Below are 17,104 nucleotides of genomic sequence, written 5' to 3'. Positions count from 1 at the left end.
CGCCGCCCTTACGATCCTCGATCTGAGCAAGGTCAATGTGGCCCTGCCCTCGATCGAAAAGGCGTTCGGTACCGGATCGACCGAGCTGCAGCTCGTCGTCTCGGGCTACGTGCTGGCATTCGGCCTGGCTCTCGTCCCCATGGGGCGCCTCGGCGATCAGCGCTCCCGTCGCGTCCTGTTCATCGTCGGCCTGTCGCTCTTCACGGTGACGAGCCTCGCCTGCGCCCTGGCGCAGGACGTCACCTTCCTGCTCGTCGCGCGCCTGATCCAGGGTGTTGCCGCGGGCATCCAGATGCCGCAGGTGCTGGGACTGATCCAGCAGCTGTTCCGGGGCGCTGAGCGCGGCAAGGCCTTCGGTCTGTTCGGGGCGAGCATCGGCATCGCGACGGCGTTCGGGCCCACGCTCGGCGGGCTTGCGATTGCGATCGGCGGGCCGACCGACGGATGGCGCGGCATCTTCTGGATGAACGTTCCGCTCGCACTCATCGCGATCGCGGCGGCGATCTGGCTGTTGCCCGCCACGCGGACGAAGTCCCGGCGCAAGCTCTCCCTCGACCCGATCGGCATCCTGCTGTTCGGCCTCGCGATCGTGTCGCTGCTGTGGCCGTTCCTGTTCACGACGGGTTCGCCGAGCGATGACCCGAACCGGTGGTGGTTGCTCGTGCCATCCGTTCTCTTCATCGGGGCGTTCATCGTCTGGGAGCGCACGTACGAGGCTCGGGGCCACCAGCCGCTCGTTCCCCTCGGGCTGTTCGGGGTGTCGTCGTACCGCAACGGAACGGTCCTGGCGACGGCCTACTTCGCCGCCCTTCCGGCGCTGTTCCTGCTCACGACGTTGTTTCTGCAGACCGGCATCGGGCTCGAGCCGGTTTTCGCGGGCATGGTCACGATCGGGTTCGCGCTCGCGAGCGCGTTGACGTCGTGGTTCGGTGGTCTCTGGGTCAACCGCATCGGCCGCCCCCTCGTGGTGTGGGGTCTTGCGATCATGCTGGTGAGCACAGCGGGTCTCGTGTTCACGGCGCTCTACGTTCCCTCGGGCGCGATCATCTGGGTCATGGCGGGCATCATGATCGTGGCCGGTGCGGGCGGCGGACTCGTCGTCTCGCCCAATCAGACACTCGCCCTCGCCAACATCCCGCCCAAGCGCGGGGGACTAGCCGGGTCCGTCGGGCAGCTCGGTCAGCGCATCGGAACATCGATCGGCACCGCGATCGCTCTGGCCTTCTTCTACTCGACGGTCTACAGCGAGACCGACTCCGCACCGACCATCGTCGTCTACCATGACGCCTACGCGATCGGAATGGTCACGGTCGGTGTCGGCCTCGCGCTCGCCTTCATGATCTCGCTCGTGGACCTGACGGCGCGCGCCAAGAAGACGAAGTAGCCCCTGCGACGGAGGTCTATGGCCGGCCGGTGACGACGGATGCTCGACTGTCCGAGCCCGCGAGTAGGGTCGCAGACGGAGAGGGTCCCGTGCGTTATATCGAGAACGAAGGCCGGCTGGTCACGAGCGCGAGCGACCTCAAAGCCGCGTCGGAATGCGAGTTCGCCTGGGTGCGGGCGATCGATGCTCGCTTGGGTCGTATCGCCCAGGTCGTCGAGCCCGAAGACCTGACGCTGGAGCGTGCGGCGCGGCTGGGTGACCGCCACGAGCAGCGCGTGCTGGAGCAGTATCTGGCGGACGATCCAGATGGCGTGGCCACCATCGAGCAAGTGTGGTCGGGCGATGCTCCGGCGCTGGCCGAAGCAGTCCGACTCACGAATGCGGCTCTCGCCGACCCATCCGTACGGATCATCTATCAGGCGGCATTCGCGACCCCCGACTTCGTGGGTTTCGCCGACTTCCTGGTTCGCGACGAGAGCGGACGCTGGCTCGTTCAAGACACCAAGCTCGCCCGGAGGGCGCGTGTCACCGCGCTCATGCAGCTCGCGGCATACGTCCAGCGTCTCGACGATCTGGGTGTCGAGCGCTCGGATCGCGTCGAGCTCTTGCTCGGCGACGGCACGACGAGTTCGCACCTCGTCGACGACATCCTGCCCGTCTACCACCTGCGCTACGCGCGGCTCATCGAATTGATCCAGAGTCGTCACATCGAGCTCGGCGCGGCGGCAGAGCCGACGCCGTGGGGCGATGACCGGTACTTCGCGTGCGGTCGGTGCGCTACCTGCCAGGTCGAGGTCGACGCATCCCGCGATCTGCTGCTCGTCGCGGGCATGCGGCCGCTGCAACGCGCGAAGCTTCGGGAGGCGGGTATTCGCACGCTGGACGAGCTCTCGGTCGCGCAGACACCGCCCCCGAACATGAACGCCGACGTCTTCGGCCTTCTACGAACGCAGGCGCAGCTGCAGCGTGCCTCCGAGATCGCCGTGGCCGACGCGCCCGATGGCGCCGTGCCCGCGCCGGTGTATCGCGTTGTCGATCGAGCGGGACTCACGGCGCTGCCCCCGGCCGACCCGGGTGACCTGTTCTTCGACTTCGAGGGCGACCCGCTCTACACCGAGGGGACGGGCACGTGGACGGGCGCGGGCACGTGGACGGGCGCGGGCACCGAATGGGGCATCGACTACCTGTTCGGCTGGGTCGACGAGAGCGAAACGTTCTCGCGCCTGTGGGCGCACTCATTCGCGCAAGAACGCGTCGCCCTCCAGCGCTTCCTCGACTTCGTCGATGTGCATCGCGCGGCCCATCCGGGCATGCACATCTACCACTACGCCCCCTACGAGCCCACCCATCTGCTGGCGATGGCGGCTCGATACGGCACGGGCGAGGCGCAGGTCGATCGGCTGCTTCGCGATGGCGTCTTCGTCGACCTGTACCCGATCGTCCGTCGTGCCCTACGGGTGGGGTCGCGGTCGTACTCGATCAAGAAGCTCGAGCCGCTCTACATGGGCGCCGAGACACGCCAGAGCGACGTCCAGCGCGGCGACGAGTCGATCGTCCGCTATGTCGAGGCACGGATGCTTCAGGATGTCGGCGACGACGAGGGTGCGCGAGCGATCCTGGACGACATCGCCGACTACAACCGCTACGACTGCGTTTCGACCCGTCGCCTGCGCAACTGGCTCCGTGATCGTGCGGACGAGCTCGGGATCGTCGCAACCGCCGATCCCGAACCTGACGCCGCAGGCTACGAACCCTCGCCGCGCGCCGTTGCACTCACCGCGCTCGCCGAAGCGGCAGATGCGACGTCCGACGGCGACGAAGATTCCCGAGCACTCCGTCTCGGGTCGGCCGCGATCGACTACTACCCGCGCGAGGCGAAGAGCTTCTGGGCGACGCACTTCCTGCGCCTCCGCGAGCCCGTGTCGGTGTGGGAGCAGAGTCGCGATGTCGCGGTCTTGGATGTGGCGCGCTGCGAGGTCGTCGAAGACTGGCACCGGGCCGAGGGGCACCGGGTGGATCGACGCATGCTGCGTCTGCGTGGTGAACTCGCTCCCGGCACGCGCCTGTCGCCAGGAAGCGAGCCGTTCCTGCTCTACGAGCTGCCGGCGCCCTTCGCCTTCGAGGCCTCGCCGAGGTGGCTGCACGCCGATCACCGCGGCCGCGTGCTGGAAGAGCTGGAGGACGGCGCGATCATCGAGGAGCGCGCCCGAGTTGGATTCACCTGGGCGGCCCTGCCCATCGCGATTACCCCGGGCGCGCCGCCGCGTGCGCTGTCCCAGCAGGTCGCGATCGACGAGTGGGCCGACCGCGTGATCGCCGCGAGCCCGGCCTTCCCCGCCGATCCGGCGACCGACCTCTTGCGCCGCCGTCCACCGCGCCTGCACGCGGGGAGTCCCGTGCCCGCGGACGCGACCGATCCCGTCCCCGCGATCGTCGCGACGCTGCGCGACCTCGACCATAGCTACCTCGCAATACAGGGGCCGCCGGGCACCGGAAAGACGTACGTCGGCTCGCACGTGATCGAGCGTCTGGTGCGCGAACACGCGTGGAAGGTCGGCGTCGTCGCGCAGGCGCACGCCGTCGTCGAGCACATGCTCGATCGAGTCATCGATGCGGGTGTGCCCGCCGCGCGGGTCGGAAAAGCGCCGAAGGACGATTCCGTGCCGGTGCGGTTCACCCCGCTACCCAAGAACGGCGTTGCGGGGTTCGCGGCCGAGCACGCTCAGGCGGGGTTCGTCGTGGGCGGCACGGCGTGGGACTTCAGCCACGATGGCCGGTTTCCCCGCGGTTCGCTCGACCTGCTCGTGCTCGACGAGGCCGGGCAGTTCTCGCTCGCCTCGACCATCGCGGTCTCGGTCGCGGCCCAGCGTCTGCTGCTGCTCGGCGACCCGCAGCAGCTGCCGCAGGTCAGCCAGGGAACCCATCCCGAGCCCGTCGACACGTCGGCGCTCGGGTGGATCATGGATGGCTCCGCGGTGATATCGGATGCGTTCGGGTACTTCCTGCCCGAGAGTCGCCGGATGCATCCGCTCGTCGCTCTGCCCGTGTCGAACCTGTCCTACGCCGGACGACTGGCTTCACATCCCTCCGCAGCGCTCCGCTCCATCGATGGTGTCGAACCGGGCCTGCACCGTGTTCCCGTCGAGCATCACGGCAACGCCACGGCGTCGGTCGAAGAGGCGGCCGCCGTGGTGGCGCTGGTGCGCGACCTGATCGGGTCGACCTGGACCGATCTCGCGCGCGATGGAGGCGAGGGGCGGCTCTCGCCGCCGCGGCCACTCACGGCGGACGACATCATCATCGTCACGCCATACAACGCACAGGCGGCGACCGTGCTGGCCGCCCTCGCGGCGGCGCAGCTGCCGCCCGTCCGCGTCGGAACGGTCGACAAGTTCCAGGGGCAAGAGGCCGCGGTGTCCATCGTTTCGCTCGCCGCGTCGTCCGGGCGGGACGCGCCTCGGGGCCTCGAGTTCTTGCTGCTCGCCAACCGCCTGAATGTCGCGATCTCGCGCGCCGAGGTCGCGGCTTACCTCGTCTACTCGCCCGGCTTGCTCGACGACCTGCCGCACACCCCCGAGGGTGTGGCGCGGCTCAGCGGGTTCGCTCGGCTGGTGGAAGATCCGGGCGCGTCGTCAGCCCGACCACGGCGGCCGTGACCAGATCGTCGACGGGCAGGCTCGCATCGACGGCGAATCCCTCCTCGTCCGTGCCGAGGGGGTCGAGCGCCGCGAGCTGAGAGGCGAGCAGGGTGGCGGGCATGAAATGGCCCTCGCGTGCGCCGGCGCGGATGGCGAGAACGTCAGCGGGAGCAGCGAGGTGCACGAACACCGCGCCCGGCGCGGTCGGGCGGATGGCGTCGCGGTAGCGCCGGGCAAGAGCCGAACAGGCGATGACGGCGCCACCGGTCTGTTCGGCGAGGGCAATGCCGACGCGCCCGAGCCACGGCATCCGCTCGGCGTCGGACAACGGAATGCCGGCCGCCATCGACGCGACCGCGGCCGGGTCGTGCAGGTCGTCAGCGTCGAGGAACGGGATGCCCAGGCGTTCGGCCAGGGCCGAACCTACGGTCGACTTGCCGACGGCCGAGACCCCCATGACCACGATCCGTGGGGGTGCGGACTGCTCGGGCGACGGCTCTGTCGGGGCGCTCATCCCTCCACGCTATCTCGGGCCCGTGCTCGGTGCCCCGCCACGCCAACACCGCCCCGTGCTCGGTGCCCCGCCACGCCGAGACGCGATCCTCCGAGGTGCCTCATCTAGAAGTGAGCGCGAAGGGTGATGCGGTGCCTCACGTATGGTGAGCGCGAGGCTTGCGGTTCATTTGGTTGTTTGGAGTCGACGGATCGACGTTTCTAAGGATGTCATGTCGAGGTGTCGGCTGGTGGTCATGGCTTCGGTTTTGGCTTGTGATAGCTCGATGAGTTGGAGCTGGATCTGGTTGATCCGGCGGGTCAGATCGGCGGGGTTGATCCCGGTGATCCGGGCCTGAACGACGTCGGCTTGCTCGGCGGTGAGGACCCCAGAATCGCGCACTCGCTGCCAGGGTGTCTTCGGTGCGTCGTAGAGGCGTGTGCGGCGCCCGCTGGCCGCGGTGGCGTATGCGGTGGGCTTCTTCGTCGGGGTGAAGAAATTCAACCGTAGTGAGACGAGCCGCCAGAGCTCGTTCAGCAGCGCGAGCTCGTCCGGGGTGTCGTAGCGCCAATGGAACGCGTGTTTGCGGACGACGTGGTTGTTCTTCGACTCGACGGTCGCTTGGTCGTTTTTCTTGTAAGGGCGGGACCGGGTCTGGGCGATGTCACGGGCTTGGAGCCAGTCCGCGACATCATGGTTGATGAACTCCGATCCGTTGTCCGAGTCGAACACGCGCAGCTCGAATGGGAACATGTTCTGCAGATCGCCGACAGCGCCGACGATCCACTTGGCCGCGTTGTTGCGGATCGAGGCGTTCTCGGTCCACCCGGTGGCGATGTCGGTCATCGTCAACGTGCGTGCGAACTCGCCGACGAACGTGGGTCCGCAATGCGCGACGGTGTCCGCCTCGATCACCCCGGGTGCCGTGACCGGGGCATCCCCGACCTTCGACAACCCGATCGAGTTGCGCAGCAGCGGTGACGGGATCGTCGTAGAGATCCCCCGCAACTGCATCGCCCGACGTGCCGGGCTCAGATACCGGTCGATCGTTGCCGGACTCATTGTCTGAAGCTCGACGATCGTCTGCGGTGTCACGAATGGCTTGTCGAGGTCGCCGGCAGCGTGCAGCAGCGGCATCCACAGCTCCAGCATCACCACGAGGTACTTCCCGCACGGCATGCCCATCAGCGCCCACACATGCTCCAGCAGCCGCCTCGAATCATCGCTATACGTCTTGGCCCGCAACTGGCGTCTATCGACCTGCTTCGCCGGATCCGGCAGCACCGGCCCCGTCAGCATCCGCCGCGCCGTTGATCGGCCCATCCCCGTCGTGCTCATCACCTCGTCAAGGATCCGGGCCTTGTCGTGCTTCGATGCTTTCCGGTACGCGTCACGGAGTTTGTTCGTCACCTGTCGCCTCGCGGCCATCTCAATCTTGCCTTCCACACAGGCAAGCTTCGCGCTCAAAGTATGTGAGGCACCAACACACCCCACGCGCTCAAAGAAACTGAGGCACGTCGTCCTCCAGCGCCGAAGTCCCCGCATCCGCCACACTGATCGCATGAAAACCCGAATCCTGGCCCTTGCTGCCGCTGCTGTGTTCGCCTCCTTCGCCCTCGCGGGCTGCTCATCCTCGGGCGATGACAGTGAAGTCATCGCTCCCGTCATCATGTCCGCCGAAGAACTGCAGGGCGAGAGCGTCGAACTGCTCGTCGGTCAGGCGCTCGATATCACCACGGGCGACCTCGCCGAAGACAGCTACTCGGCCGAGATCGCCGACTCGTCGATCGTGAGCTTCTCGAAGGGTGGTGACCGCGACGGCGCGACGTTCAACCCGGGCCTGATGGCCGAAGCCGTGGGCGAGACCGAGGTCACGCTGACGAACGACCAGGGCGGAATTCAGCCCGTCGAGTTCACCGTGACGGTCGTCGAAAAGGAGTAGGACTAAACGGTCCCGTACAGTCGATCGCCCGCGTCGCCGAGTCCCGGAACGATGTAGCCCTTTTCGTTGAGCCGCTCATCGAGCGCCCCCAGCACGAGGGTCACATCGCGTCCGGCGACTTGGCGCTCGATCGCCGCGACTCCCTCCGGGGCGCCCAGTAGACAGATCGCGGTGACGTCTTGCGCGCCGCGATTGAACAGGAACTCGATTGCGGCGCCGAGCGATCCGCCCGTCGCGAGCATGGGGTCGAGCACAAAGCATTGGCGGTCGCTCAGATCGTCGGGGAGGCGCTCGGCGTAGGTCGAGGGCTCGAGCGTCTCTTCGTTGCGGACCATACCCAGAAACCCGACCTCGGCGGTCGGCAGCAGTGTGACCATGCCCTCGAGCATCCCGAGTCCCGCGCGCAGGATCGGCACGACGAGCGGACGCGGGTCGCCGATCCGCACGCCCATGGTCGTGGTGACCGGCGTCTGGATCTCGACCTCTTCGACCCGGACGGCGCGCGTCGCCTCGTAGGCGAGCAGCGTCACCAGCTCGGAGGTGAGTTGGCGGAACACGGGCGAGGGGGTGCGCTTGTCGCGCAGCACCGTCAGCTTGTGGGTGATGAGGGGATGATCGGCGACATGCACACGCATAAGCACAGGCTACCGAGTCGTATGCTCGGGGCGTGACCGTCATATCCCCGGGCGACTCCGTCGCCATGGCCCGTGCACTCGCACTCGCAGCCGAAGCGGGTGCGGCGGGAGATGTCCCCGTGGGGGCGGTGGTGACGGATGCCTCGGGTGCGATCATGGCCGAGGCGCGGAACGAGCGCGAGCTTACGGGCGACCCGACCGCACACGCCGAGGTGCTGGCCCTTCGCCGCGCTGCCGAGGTGGCAGGTTCATGGAACCTCGAGGGGCACTCGCTCGTCGTGACGCTCGAGCCGTGCCTGATGTGCGCGGGGGCGCTTTTGCAGGCCCGGATCTCGCGCGTCGTGTTCGGGTCGTGGGACGACAAGGCGGGTGCCGCGGGTTCGGTGTACGACGTTGTCCGCGATAGGCGGTTGCCCTACCGGGCCGAGGTCGTCGGGGGAGTAGCGGCCGAGGAATCCGCCGCGCTGCTCGGAGCGTTTTTCGAAACGCGCAGGATGTCCGGCTCGAGGTAGACGACGCGGGCGGCGGGAACCGCGGCCCTCACTCGTGCTTCGAGCGCATCGATCGTCACGGCGACCTCGCCGAGCGTCTGATCGGCAGGGAAGCCGAGTTTCGCGGCGACCATCAACTCGTCGGGACCGAGGTAGAGCGTCTTCACGTGGATCACCGAGACAGGCGCATCCCCGGACTCCAGAGCCCGCACGATCGCGGTGTGGTCGCCTTCGCTAGCCCCTTCGCCGACCAGCAGGCTCTTGGTTTCGACGCCGAGGGTGATCGCCACGACGATCAGCAGCGTGCCGATCATCAGGGTGCCGAGTGCGTCGAACAGCGGGTCTCCCGTGATGGCAGTCAAGCCCACACCCAGCAGCGCGAACACCAGGCCGATCAGCGCTGCGACATCCTCGAGCAACACGACGGGCAATTCGGGTGCCTTCGCGTGTCGGATGAAGCCGATCCATGACTCGCCCTTGGCGCGCACCAGGTTGCTTTCGCGGACGGCGGTGCGGAGCGAGAACGACTCGAGCCCGATCGCGATGACGAGCACGACGAGCGGTATCCAGAGGTTCGTCACCTCATGCGGATCGATGAGCTTCTCCACGCCCTCGTAGATCGAGAACAGGCCGCCGACGGAGAACAGGATGATCGACACGACAAATGCGTAGACGTATCGTTCGCGCCCGTAGCCGAACGGATGCTCCTGGTCGGCCTTTTTGCGCGCCTTCCGGCCACCGAGCAGCAGCAGGATCTGATTGCCCGAGTCGGCGAGGGAGTGGATGCCCTCGGCAAGCATGGACGCCGACCCGGAGAAGAACCACGCGACGAACTTCGCCAGGGCGATGCCGAGGTTTGCGAGGAGAGCGGCGATGATCGCCTTTCCTCCGCCGGATGCACTCACGAGGAGGCTCCCCTTTCAGTCCGCGGATCTCAGGATGATCGCCTCGGTGGGCGGTGCGGGGTCGGAGGGTTGGTCGACGTAGCCGATCACGCGCAGCAGGGCGCGACGCACCTCGGCGGGGCGCTCGAGGTGGGGAGTGTGCCCCACGCCCTCGAGGGCGATCTCGGTGACGCTGCCACCGCGGTCGGCGTAGCGCGCGAGGACGTCGCGCGTCTGCGAGACCATCGGCTGGGCCGGCGCGATCTCGGCGCCCGGCCAGTCCGGGATGATTCCGGCCTCGCCCAGGTAGCCCGCGTCGAAGAACGAGGTGTCGGAGACGATCGCGTCGTCCTCGCCATGGATCCAGAGAATCGGCGGCTTGGGGTCGAGATCGACGATGTTCGAAACATCGAAGTAGCGGGGAGCCAGGGCGTTCATGACACCGATCGCACCGGGCGCGAAGCCGGGCCAGTTCTCGGACGCGACGGTTTCGCCGGGGTAGTTGCCCGTTGCTGTCGACGTCGAGAGCATCGACTCGACCCAGGTGTCCTCGTGCTCGGATGTGTAGCCCGGAGCGACGTACGCGGCGCGGAAAACGCTCCGGGGTGAGGTGGGCGCATCGGTCGATGTGTCGCCCGCGATCAGTCGCTCCACGAAATCGGGGTTCGAAACCCCCGCTCCCGCTCCGGCGTCATCGTCTGTCAAGCGGGTGCCGTCGCGCCGCGTTCCCCCGAACCCGAAGGGTGACACGGGGGATTCGAGCATCAGGCTCAGCACCGGATGATCGAGCGCGTACTGCAGGGCAACCGCGGCGCCCAGGGCCCATCCCACGAGGTGGGACGGTGTCGCCTCGAGCAGCTCGAGGGTGGCGTGCAGGTCGTCGCTGAAGTCGCGCACCCCGCGTGTGGCGTCGACGGGGGCGTTCTCGGTCGCACCGAATCCGCGCAGGTCGACCGCGATGATCCGCAGATCCGGCGGCAGGTCCTGCATCAGTTCCTGCCAGATCAGGCTCGACGACACCTGCCCGTGCACGAACACCAGGGTGCGCTCGGGAACGGTGTTCGCGTCGTCACCCACGCGCTCGAGAACGTTCACCGTAAGTCTCGGGGTCTCGATCTGACGTGCGGCGATTCCGTCCAGGATCGTCATGATGTCCCTCTTCTCGGAGCCCTTGCGCAGAGCCCTGACGAAGGGCCCCGCTACCTCGCTGATCCTAGTCCGGCCCTCATAGGATGACCTGATGGTCGACCACGAAGAATCCGCCCGCCCGCTTCCCTCCGTCGCCATTCTCGGGGCCGGCTCGATGGGCGGTGCCATCCTCTCCGGACTGCTCGCCTCCGGCACGTCGATCGAGGGCGGCGTCACCGTGACGAACCGGTCGCGTGAGAAGGCCGCGGTTCTCGCAGAGCTGGAGGGTGTGATATCGATCGCCCTCGCGGACGACCCCGACGGAAACCTGCGTGCTGTCCGTGGCGCCGAGATCGTTCTGGTCGGGGTGAAGCCCGCTATGGTGCCCGCGCTGCTCGCCGAGATCGCTCCGGCTTTGGGCCCCGATGCGGTCGTCGTGAGCTTGGCCGCCGGGGTCACGCTCGCGACTTTCGCCGAGGTGCTCGGCGTCGAGGTCGCGGTGATCCGCTCGATGCCGAACACACCCGCCGTCGTCCGCGCGGCCGTCACGGGAATCGCGACAGGGCCGTCCGTCACGCCCGAGCAGGTCGGCGCGGTGCGGCGCCTGTTCGAAACGGTGGGCGTCGTCGTCGAGGTGCCCGAGGGTCAGATCGACGCCCTCGGGACAATCTCGGGGTCGGGTCCCGCGTATGTGTTCCTGCTCGTCGAAGAATTCACGCGCGCGGCGATCGCGCGGGGTTTCGGGGACGGTGAGGCGCGTATGCTGGCCGAGCAGACGTTCGTGGGCGCCGGCGCGCTCCTGGCGGCGACCGGTGAGAACCCTGCCGAGCTGCGACGTCGGGTGACGAGTCCTGGCGGAACGACGGAGCGCGCGATCGCGGTGTTGCAGGATGCCGAGCTCGGTGCTGTTTTCACGCGCGCCACCGACGCGGCTCTGGCACGTTCTCGCGAACTGGCCGAGGGCGCCTGACCGGCGCGTTCCCTCGAGCGCCGGTCAGAGAGCGGCCGCGCTCTTGGCGGCGCTGATCTTGCCGGTGTGCTCGGCTATCGCTGTGGCGACCGAGTCGAGTGAGTGGGTGAACTGATCCAGCTCTCCTTTGCTGAGATGGGCAGTCGCCCCGCGCACCATCTCGGCGAAATCCGCGTGAATCCGTTCCATTGTGGCGTGCGCCAGCGGGGTCAGCTCGACGAATACGCTCCGACGATCGCCCGGGTGCTCGGTGCGGGCCAACATGTCGATGTCCACGAGTCGCCGGGTGATGAAGGTGATCGCCCCGGTTGTGACATGCATGTGCGAGGCGAGCTGCTTCGGAGTGACGCGGATGTGCTCGGCGACGTAGAACAGCGCACGCAGTTCGCTCGCCGAGAGCCCCTCCTCTTCGGCGATGCGCTCGCGATTGCGGTCGAGGGCGCGTGAGAAGCGAACAGCAGCCGTCGGGAACGCGTCGAGGCGGTGTGAACGCCCGATCTGCTCCGTCATGTGGTCTCCTCCTGAATCGTTCAGTGTATCCGCGTCTTCGATCAGGAGCTGTAATAGCGACTAACTAAGTTAGTAACTTGTATAGTTGCTGTGGTAACGGGGTTCCGCTCGGAACTCCCCCGACGAAGGAGTCCCACGTGATACCCGACCTCCTCACCGCCGCGCAGTTCTCGACGGTTTACAACGCACTTTCGTTGGTGATCGCCGCGCAGTTGTTCACGGCGATATTCCTGCTGATCTCCCTCCCGAGAGTCCTGCCGAGATATCGAACCGCCCTGACCATCGCGCTCGTGGTGTGTGGCATCGCGGCGTACCACTATTTCCGTATCTTCGATTCGTTCAATGCCGCCTTCACGACGGAAGCCGCCGGCGGGCTCGGCGATTACACCACCACGGCCGGTGCTGCCTTCAACGAGGGCTACCGGTACGTGGACTGGCTGCTGACCGTCCCGCTCCTGCTGGTGGAACTGATCGCCGTGCTGGCTCTCGCGCGTCAGTTGCAGAACCGTCTGCTGCTGCAGCTGGTTCCCGCATCCATCCTGATGATTGTGCTCGGGTACCCCGGCGAGATCAGCGACGACCTGGGTGTGCGGACGGTTTTCGGAATCCTGTCCACCCTGCCGTTCCTCTACATCCTGTACATCCTGTTCGTGCAGCTATCCCGTTCGCTCGCCAACCAGCCCGAGGCTGTTCGTGGCAAGATCAGCCGCCTGCGGTACCTGCTGGTGCTGAGCTGGGGCGTCTACCCGATCGCGTACCTGCTGCCGTCGCTCGACCTCGGGGCGGATGGCTGGGTCTGGAAGCAGGTCGGCTATTCGATCGCAGACATCGTCGCGAAGGCCGTCTACGCGATCATCATCTACCAGATCGCGCGCACGAAGTCGCTGCTCGAAGATCCGGCGTTCGCCGCGGTGGAGCGCCCGCACTCCGACGAGGGTCCGCAGAGGGACACGGCCCTGGCTGCCTGACAGCGATGGGGTGCCGTGGACGCGTCTGCGGTGCCCCATCGGCCTCAGCGGTCGAGTGACGCGAAACGCTCGATGTCGCTGTTGGTGCCCGAGACGATGATCAGGTCGTGGTTCGTCACGACCGTGTCGGCCTCGGCGTAGCGGAACGGCTTGCCGGGGCTCTTGACGCCCACGACGGTCACGTTGTACTTCGTCCGCACACCCGACTGGCTGAGCCCGACCCCGCGGATGAACCGAGGCGGGTACATCTTGGCGAGCACGAAATCGTCGTCGAAGCGGATGAAGTCGAGCATCCGTCCGCTCACCAGGTGGGCGACACGCTCGCCCGCCTCACGCTCGGGGTAGATGACGTGGTTGGCGCCGACGCGGGCCAGGATCTTGCCGTGCGACTGCGAGACCGCCTTCGCCCAGATCTGGGGCACCTTGAGGTCGACGAGGTTCGCGGTGATGAGGACGGATGCCTCGATGCTCGAGCCGACCGCCACGACCGCGACCTGGAAGTCGGCCGCGCCGATCTGCGTGAGCGCATCGATGTTGCGGGCATCGGCCTGGACAGTGTGCGTGACCCTCTCGGACCATTTCTGCACCAGATCGAGGCTCTCGTCGATCGCAAGCACCTCGCGGTCGAGTCGGTCGAGCTCGCCCGCGCAGGCGGCTCCGAATCGGCCGAGGCCGATGACCAGGACGGGCGCGTCGCCGCGGATCTGCTCAACCAACGATGGGCCTTTCCACGGGCAACGAATAGAGCTGCGAACGGGATGTCGCGGCCACGGCCGCGGCGAGAGTCACTGTACCAATGCGGCCCATGAAGATGGTGAGGGCCATGACATAGGCCGCGGGGTCAGGAAGTTCCGACGTCAAGCCCGTCGACAGGCCGACGGTGGCGAAGCCCGAGATGACGTCGAAGAGCACTTCGGCGATCGGGGCCTTCGTCATCTGCGCGATCGTGATGGTCGAGATCGCCACGATCGTGGCGCCCCAGGCGACGACCGACAGGGCCACTCGCTGGACATCGCTGGGGATGCGACGACCGAAGGCCTCGACCGAGACGCGCCCTTTGGCCTCGGACCAGACGGCCAGGGCCAGCACCGCGAGCGTCGTGACCTTGATGCCGCCGGCCGTCGATGCGGATCCGCCGCCGACGAACATCAGCATGGATCCCACGACGAGCGACGACCCGTTGAGCTCGCCGATGTCTACGACCGAGAAACCGCCGGAGCGTGTCATCGCCGAGAGGAAGAAGGCCTGGAAGACGGTATCGCCGGCGTCCATCGATCCGAACGTCCGGGCGTTGTTGTACTCGAGACCGAGGAAGACCAGCGCGCCCGCGACGAACAGCAGCATCGTGGTGATGAGCGTCAGCTTGACGTGGAGGGACCACTTCTTGACGTGCCAGAGGTGCTTCGACAGCGCGTAGATGACCGGGAATCCGATGCTGCCGAGGAAGACGCCCATCATCAGGATCGTGAGCACGAGGTAGTCGTCGGCGAACGGCGTCAGGCCGCCGGGGTTCGGGGTGAAGCCCGTGTTCGTGAAGGCCATCGCGGCGTAGAACGGCGCCTCCCACAGCGCGTCGAGGGGAGCGACGTTCGCGAGTAGTAGCGCGGGGTAGAGCAGCGCGGCGATCACGGCCTCGATGACGAGCGTCGAGATCGCGACCGTGATGAGCAGCTGCCCGACCTCGCCGAGTCGGACCGTCTGACCCTCGTTCACGGGACCACCGTGTGCGCGCATCGGGTTGGTGTCGCTCGCCGCGATCAGCTTGGCGCGGAGCCCCAGGCGCTTGGAGATGATGAGGCCGAGAAGCGAGGCGAGCGTGAGCACGCCCATCCCGCCGATGTTGACCCCGAGGAAGATGATCGCCTTGCCGATCGGAGACCAGTACGTGGCAATGTCCACGACCGTCAGCCCGGTCACGCAGATCGTCGAAACGGCGGTGAACAGGGCATCAACAAGGGGTGCCTGTCGACCGCTCGCGGACGCCGCGGGAAGCGACAAAAGAGCGGTGAAGATCAGGATGAGCGATGCGAAGACGAGAATCGCGAAACGTGCGGGCGACGAGGTCGTGAAATCCCGCAGCAACTGCCCGATCGAGGCGAGCGCCTGTCGTCCCGACGGCCTCATGGCTGACGCGCTCAGCTGCCGGCTCGACTGCCCGCTCGACTGTCGGCTCGACCGTTTGCTCGACAATGGCCGCATCCTCGCCATGCAGCCGCCCCCTTCGCGCAGAACCTCCATCATGGTACTCGGGCCTTCGCGCGGCTAACCTATGGGGATGGCGGACATCTTCGACGTGATCGCGGACGGCACACGGCGGGAGATCCTGCAGATTCTGCTCTCTCGTTCTTCTTCGGAGGACGGTGGCACGAGCGTGTCGCAGATCGTCCACGAGCTCGGCGTGAGTCAGCCGACCGTGTCCAAGCATCTGAAGGTGCTGCGCGAAGCGGACCTCGTGACGGTTCGCGAGGAGGGCCAGCACCGCTACTACAGCCTGCAGAGCACCCCCCTCGAGACGGTCGACGACTGGCTCGTGCCTTTCTTCATCGACGAGGCGGACGGCGAGACGATCATCCGGATCGGCTCGACCGCGTTGCCCGAGCCCGCCGCACATGCGGCCGAGTTCGTGGGTCGCGCCGCTGCGTCTGCCAAGCACGCCGTGACGTCCGCGTTCCGCCGCCGCACCTGACACACGCGTGGCGCACGCAGCACGGTGCCCACCCGTCCCACGAGTCACACGGGTTTACACGCGCCTCTCGCACCCCTAGAGTGTGCTGAGCGTTCGCGTTTGGGGAGAGAGTGGGGCGGTCACATGGCCGAATTGCCGGACATGCGGTTCTTGACCGTTGCCGAGGTTGCCGAGATCATGCGCGTCTCGAAGATGACGGTCTATCGTCTCGTTCACGCGGGTGAGCTTCCCGCCGTCCGCTTCGGCCGCTCGTATCGGGTTCCCGAGCAGGCCGTGACGGAGGCCCTCAGCCGTCCGCTCGAATTCGGCCGGCCCATCGCCGACGCCGGCTGACTGGTAGGCTGTTTCGAAGGCTCTGTTCGCAGAGCCTGTTTCCCGGGCCCTCCGCACGCATCGCGGACGGCGCCCACCCCTGACATAGTGAGGTCCTTCCGTGGGTTCTGTCATCAAGAAGCGCCGCAAGCGCATGGCGAAGAAGAAGCACCGCAAGCTGCTTCGTAAGACTCGCCACCAGCGCCGCAACAAGAAGTAAGCGGCTCGGGAACTCCGGTTCCCACACGCCGAGCGCCTGTCCCCTGGACGGGCGCTTCGTGTTTGTGCTCGGCAGCAGTCATCCGTTCATCTCGAGGCGAGGGGCCCCGTTCATGAAGTCGATAACCGTTCAGCAGCTGCACGAGCGGGGCGATGTCCCGCTGATCGACGTGCGCGAGGAAGACGAGTTCGCCGGCGGGCACGTTCCCGGTGCCGTGAACCTTCCCATGTCGAAGCTCGGTGATCTGCTCGACCAGCTACCGGCAGAGCCGTTCGACGTCATCTGCCAGGCCGGCGGCCGTTCGGCACGCGTCGTCGAGGCGCTCGAGGCGCGCGGTTACGAGGCGACGAACGTCGAAGGCGGCACCGGCGAATGGATCGCGGCGGGGTACCCGACCGAGAAGTGATCGAGCAGTGGCCGAGGGTTGAGCGAGACCTGATCAAAAGCTGATCCGACGCTATCCACAGCGGTGCCGAGGCGCGGGAATCCGTGCTTAGGATGATTTCGTGCCCACAATCACCGTGATCGGCAAACCCGACTGCCACCTCTGCGATGTCGCAGAAGGGGTCGTGGAGCGCGTTCTCGCCGATCTTCCCGAGCGTGTCGCATCCCGCATCGAGGTGATCGAGACATCCATTTCGGACGATCCCGATCTGTATGCGAAGTGGTGGGAGAAGATCCCCGTGGTGCTCATCGACGGAGAGTTGCACGCGCACTGGCGAGTCGCGCCGGATCGCCTGCGCGAAGCTCTGCTGGACGCCGACGACAAAAGAGTCGCCGGCGCCCGTGCGAATGCCGAGGAAGTAGCCCTCTAGCGCTCTAAGCGCTCTAGCCCTCGAGCGC

General features: G+C 66.9%; 19 protein-coding genes. 11 read left to right on the top strand and 8 right to left on the bottom strand.

Annotated features, from left to right (window positions below; all coding sequences use genetic code 11):
* Positions 1-37: 37 nt before the first annotated feature.
* Both ACT9TC_RS06375 and ACT9TC_RS06370 read left to right on the top strand, forming a co-directional pair.
* The gene (locus tag ACT9TC_RS06375; RefSeq protein WP_458042548.1) at positions 38-1,384 is read left to right on the top strand and encodes an MFS transporter; all 1,347 of its coding nucleotides are present in this window, start codon (positions 38-40) and stop codon (positions 1,382-1,384) included.
* Between the two features lie 89 nt (positions 1,385-1,473).
* Positions 1,474-5,040 carry a TM0106 family RecB-like putative nuclease gene (locus ACT9TC_RS06370; protein ID WP_458042883.1) on the top strand — a complete coding sequence of 1,189 codons (3,567 nt, stop codon included), beginning with the start codon at positions 1,474-1,476 and terminating at the stop codon, positions 5,038-5,040.
* On the opposite strand, the gene ACT9TC_RS06365 is transcribed toward ACT9TC_RS06370, so the two are convergent.
* Entirely contained in the window at positions 4,976-5,536 is a 561-nt protein-coding gene (locus tag ACT9TC_RS06365; RefSeq protein WP_458042547.1) for a gluconokinase, read from the bottom strand. The genes ACT9TC_RS06370 and ACT9TC_RS06365 overlap by 65 nt on opposite strands.
* A gap of 165 nt (positions 5,537-5,701) precedes the next feature.
* On the bottom strand, positions 5,702-6,925 hold the full coding sequence (locus tag ACT9TC_RS06360) for an integrase catalytic domain-containing protein (protein ID WP_458040749.1): 1,224 nt from the start codon (positions 6,923-6,925) through the stop codon (positions 5,702-5,704).
* A 151-nt stretch (positions 6,926-7,076) separates the two neighbouring features.
* On the opposite strand from ACT9TC_RS06360, the gene ACT9TC_RS06355 reads away from it, so the two are divergent.
* Complete coding sequence (locus tag ACT9TC_RS06355) at positions 7,077-7,457, top strand: hypothetical protein (protein ID WP_458042546.1); 381 nt, start codon at positions 7,077-7,079, stop codon at positions 7,455-7,457.
* 2 nt (positions 7,458-7,459) lie between these two features.
* Here ACT9TC_RS06355 and upp read toward each other — a convergent pair whose 3' ends face one another.
* Positions 7,460-8,092 (bottom strand): uracil phosphoribosyltransferase, encoded by a 633-nt coding sequence (upp, locus tag ACT9TC_RS06350; RefSeq protein WP_036297404.1) that lies wholly within the window; start codon positions 8,090-8,092, stop codon positions 7,460-7,462.
* Positions 8,093-8,157: 65 nt separating this feature from the next.
* Here upp and ACT9TC_RS06345 point away from each other — a divergent pair, with 65 nt between their 5' ends.
* The gene (locus ACT9TC_RS06345; RefSeq protein ID WP_458042882.1) at positions 8,158-8,604 is read left to right on the top strand and encodes a nucleoside deaminase; all 447 of its coding nucleotides are present in this window, start codon (positions 8,158-8,160) and stop codon (positions 8,602-8,604) included.
* Here ACT9TC_RS06345 and ACT9TC_RS06340 read toward each other — a convergent pair.
* Both ACT9TC_RS06340 and ACT9TC_RS06335 read right to left on the bottom strand, forming a co-directional pair.
* A complete protein-coding gene (locus ACT9TC_RS06340; RefSeq protein WP_458042545.1) occupies positions 8,508-9,488 on the bottom strand; it encodes a cation diffusion facilitator family transporter in 981 nt (326 codons plus the stop codon). The genes ACT9TC_RS06345 and ACT9TC_RS06340 overlap by 97 nt on opposite strands.
* A 15-nt stretch (positions 9,489-9,503) precedes the next feature.
* Positions 9,504-10,616: an alpha/beta hydrolase gene (locus ACT9TC_RS06335; protein WP_458042544.1), complete on the bottom strand. Its 1,113-nt coding sequence runs from the start codon at positions 10,614-10,616 to the stop codon at positions 9,504-9,506.
* A 91-nt stretch (positions 10,617-10,707) separates the two neighbouring features.
* Between ACT9TC_RS06335 and proC the strand changes: the two genes are divergently transcribed.
* On the top strand, positions 10,708-11,565 hold the full coding sequence (gene proC, locus ACT9TC_RS06330; RefSeq protein WP_458042543.1) for a pyrroline-5-carboxylate reductase: 858 nt from the start codon (positions 10,708-10,710) through the stop codon (positions 11,563-11,565).
* Between the two features lie 24 nt (positions 11,566-11,589).
* Here the strand turns inward: proC and ACT9TC_RS06325 are convergent, their stop codons facing one another.
* Complete coding sequence (locus tag ACT9TC_RS06325; protein ID WP_458042542.1) at positions 11,590-12,075, bottom strand: MarR family winged helix-turn-helix transcriptional regulator; 486 nt, start codon at positions 12,073-12,075, stop codon at positions 11,590-11,592.
* Positions 12,076-12,212: 137 nt separating this feature from the next.
* Between ACT9TC_RS06325 and ACT9TC_RS06320 the strand changes: the two genes are divergently transcribed.
* The gene (locus tag ACT9TC_RS06320) at positions 12,213-13,043 is read left to right on the top strand and encodes a bacteriorhodopsin-like (protein WP_458042541.1); all 831 of its coding nucleotides are present in this window, start codon (positions 12,213-12,215) and stop codon (positions 13,041-13,043) included.
* A 44-nt stretch (positions 13,044-13,087) separates the two neighbouring features.
* On the opposite strand, the gene ACT9TC_RS06315 is transcribed toward ACT9TC_RS06320, so the two are convergent.
* On the bottom strand, positions 13,088-13,759 hold the full coding sequence (locus tag ACT9TC_RS06315) for a potassium channel family protein (protein WP_458042540.1): 672 nt from the start codon (positions 13,757-13,759) through the stop codon (positions 13,088-13,090).
* Positions 13,752-15,167, bottom strand: coding sequence for a TrkH family potassium uptake protein (locus ACT9TC_RS06310; RefSeq protein WP_458042539.1), 1,416 nt, complete (start codon positions 15,165-15,167; stop codon positions 13,752-13,754). The genes ACT9TC_RS06315 and ACT9TC_RS06310 overlap by 8 nt, the downstream gene beginning before the upstream one ends.
* Positions 15,168-15,318: 151 nt before the next feature.
* Here ACT9TC_RS06310 and ACT9TC_RS06305 point away from each other — a divergent pair, with 151 nt between their 5' ends.
* The 5 genes from ACT9TC_RS06305 to ACT9TC_RS06285 all read left to right on the top strand — a co-directional run bounded on the left by ACT9TC_RS06305 (position 15,319) and on the right by ACT9TC_RS06285 (position 17,076).
* Complete coding sequence (locus tag ACT9TC_RS06305) at positions 15,319-15,729, top strand: ArsR/SmtB family transcription factor (RefSeq protein ID WP_458042538.1); 411 nt, start codon at positions 15,319-15,321, stop codon at positions 15,727-15,729.
* Between the two features lie 123 nt (positions 15,730-15,852).
* A complete protein-coding gene (locus ACT9TC_RS06300) occupies positions 15,853-16,062 on the top strand; it encodes a helix-turn-helix domain-containing protein (protein ID WP_036297391.1) in 210 nt (69 codons plus the stop codon).
* A gap of 100 nt (positions 16,063-16,162) precedes the next feature.
* The gene (locus tag ACT9TC_RS06295; protein WP_003792170.1) at positions 16,163-16,261 is read left to right on the top strand and encodes a 30S ribosomal protein bS22; all 99 of its coding nucleotides are present in this window, start codon (positions 16,163-16,165) and stop codon (positions 16,259-16,261) included.
* A 112-nt stretch (positions 16,262-16,373) separates the two neighbouring features.
* Positions 16,374-16,667: a rhodanese-like domain-containing protein gene (locus ACT9TC_RS06290; RefSeq protein ID WP_458042537.1), complete on the top strand. Its 294-nt coding sequence runs from the start codon at positions 16,374-16,376 to the stop codon at positions 16,665-16,667.
* A gap of 100 nt (positions 16,668-16,767) precedes the next feature.
* Positions 16,768-17,076, top strand: a complete 309-nt coding sequence (locus tag ACT9TC_RS06285; RefSeq protein ID WP_458042536.1) for a glutaredoxin family protein — start codon at positions 16,768-16,770, stop codon at positions 17,074-17,076.
* The last annotated feature ends 28 nt before the right edge of the window (positions 17,077-17,104 follow it).

The sequence above is a fragment of the Microbacterium sp. HM-570 genome, assembly GCF_054165885.1.
The sequence above is the reverse complement of the archived record's forward strand: the minus strand, read 5'-3'. Positions and strand labels throughout refer to the sequence as shown.

Bases quoted from the DNA above. Each gene is read 5' to 3' on its own strand.
- ACT9TC_RS06325 (WP_458042542.1), bottom strand. From the start codon at position 12,075: ATGACGGAGCAGATCGGGCGTTCACACCGCCTCGACGCGTTCCCGACG.
- ACT9TC_RS06365 (WP_458042547.1), bottom strand. From the start codon at position 5,536: ATGAGCGCCCCGACAGAGCCGTCGCCCGAGCAGTCCGCACCCCCACGG.
- proC (WP_458042543.1), top strand. From the start codon at position 10,708: ATGGTCGACCACGAAGAATCCGCCCGCCCGCTTCCCTCCGTCGCCATT.
- ACT9TC_RS06310 (WP_458042539.1), bottom strand. From the start codon at position 15,167: ATGAGGCCGTCGGGACGACAGGCGCTCGCCTCGATCGGGCAGTTGCTG.
- ACT9TC_RS06355 (WP_458042546.1), top strand. From the start codon at position 7,077: ATGAAAACCCGAATCCTGGCCCTTGCTGCCGCTGCTGTGTTCGCCTCC.
- ACT9TC_RS06345 (WP_458042882.1), top strand. From the start codon at position 8,158: ATGGCCCGTGCACTCGCACTCGCAGCCGAAGCGGGTGCGGCGGGAGAT.
- ACT9TC_RS06300 (WP_036297391.1), top strand. From the start codon at position 15,853: ATGGCCGAATTGCCGGACATGCGGTTCTTGACCGTTGCCGAGGTTGCC.
- ACT9TC_RS06305 (WP_458042538.1), top strand. From the start codon at position 15,319: ATGGCGGACATCTTCGACGTGATCGCGGACGGCACACGGCGGGAGATC.
- ACT9TC_RS06335 (WP_458042544.1), bottom strand. From the start codon at position 10,616: ATGACGATCCTGGACGGAATCGCCGCACGTCAGATCGAGACCCCGAGA.
- ACT9TC_RS06290 (WP_458042537.1), top strand. From the start codon at position 16,374: ATGAAGTCGATAACCGTTCAGCAGCTGCACGAGCGGGGCGATGTCCCG.
- upp (WP_036297404.1), bottom strand. From the start codon at position 8,092: ATGCGTGTGCATGTCGCCGATCATCCCCTCATCACCCACAAGCTGACG.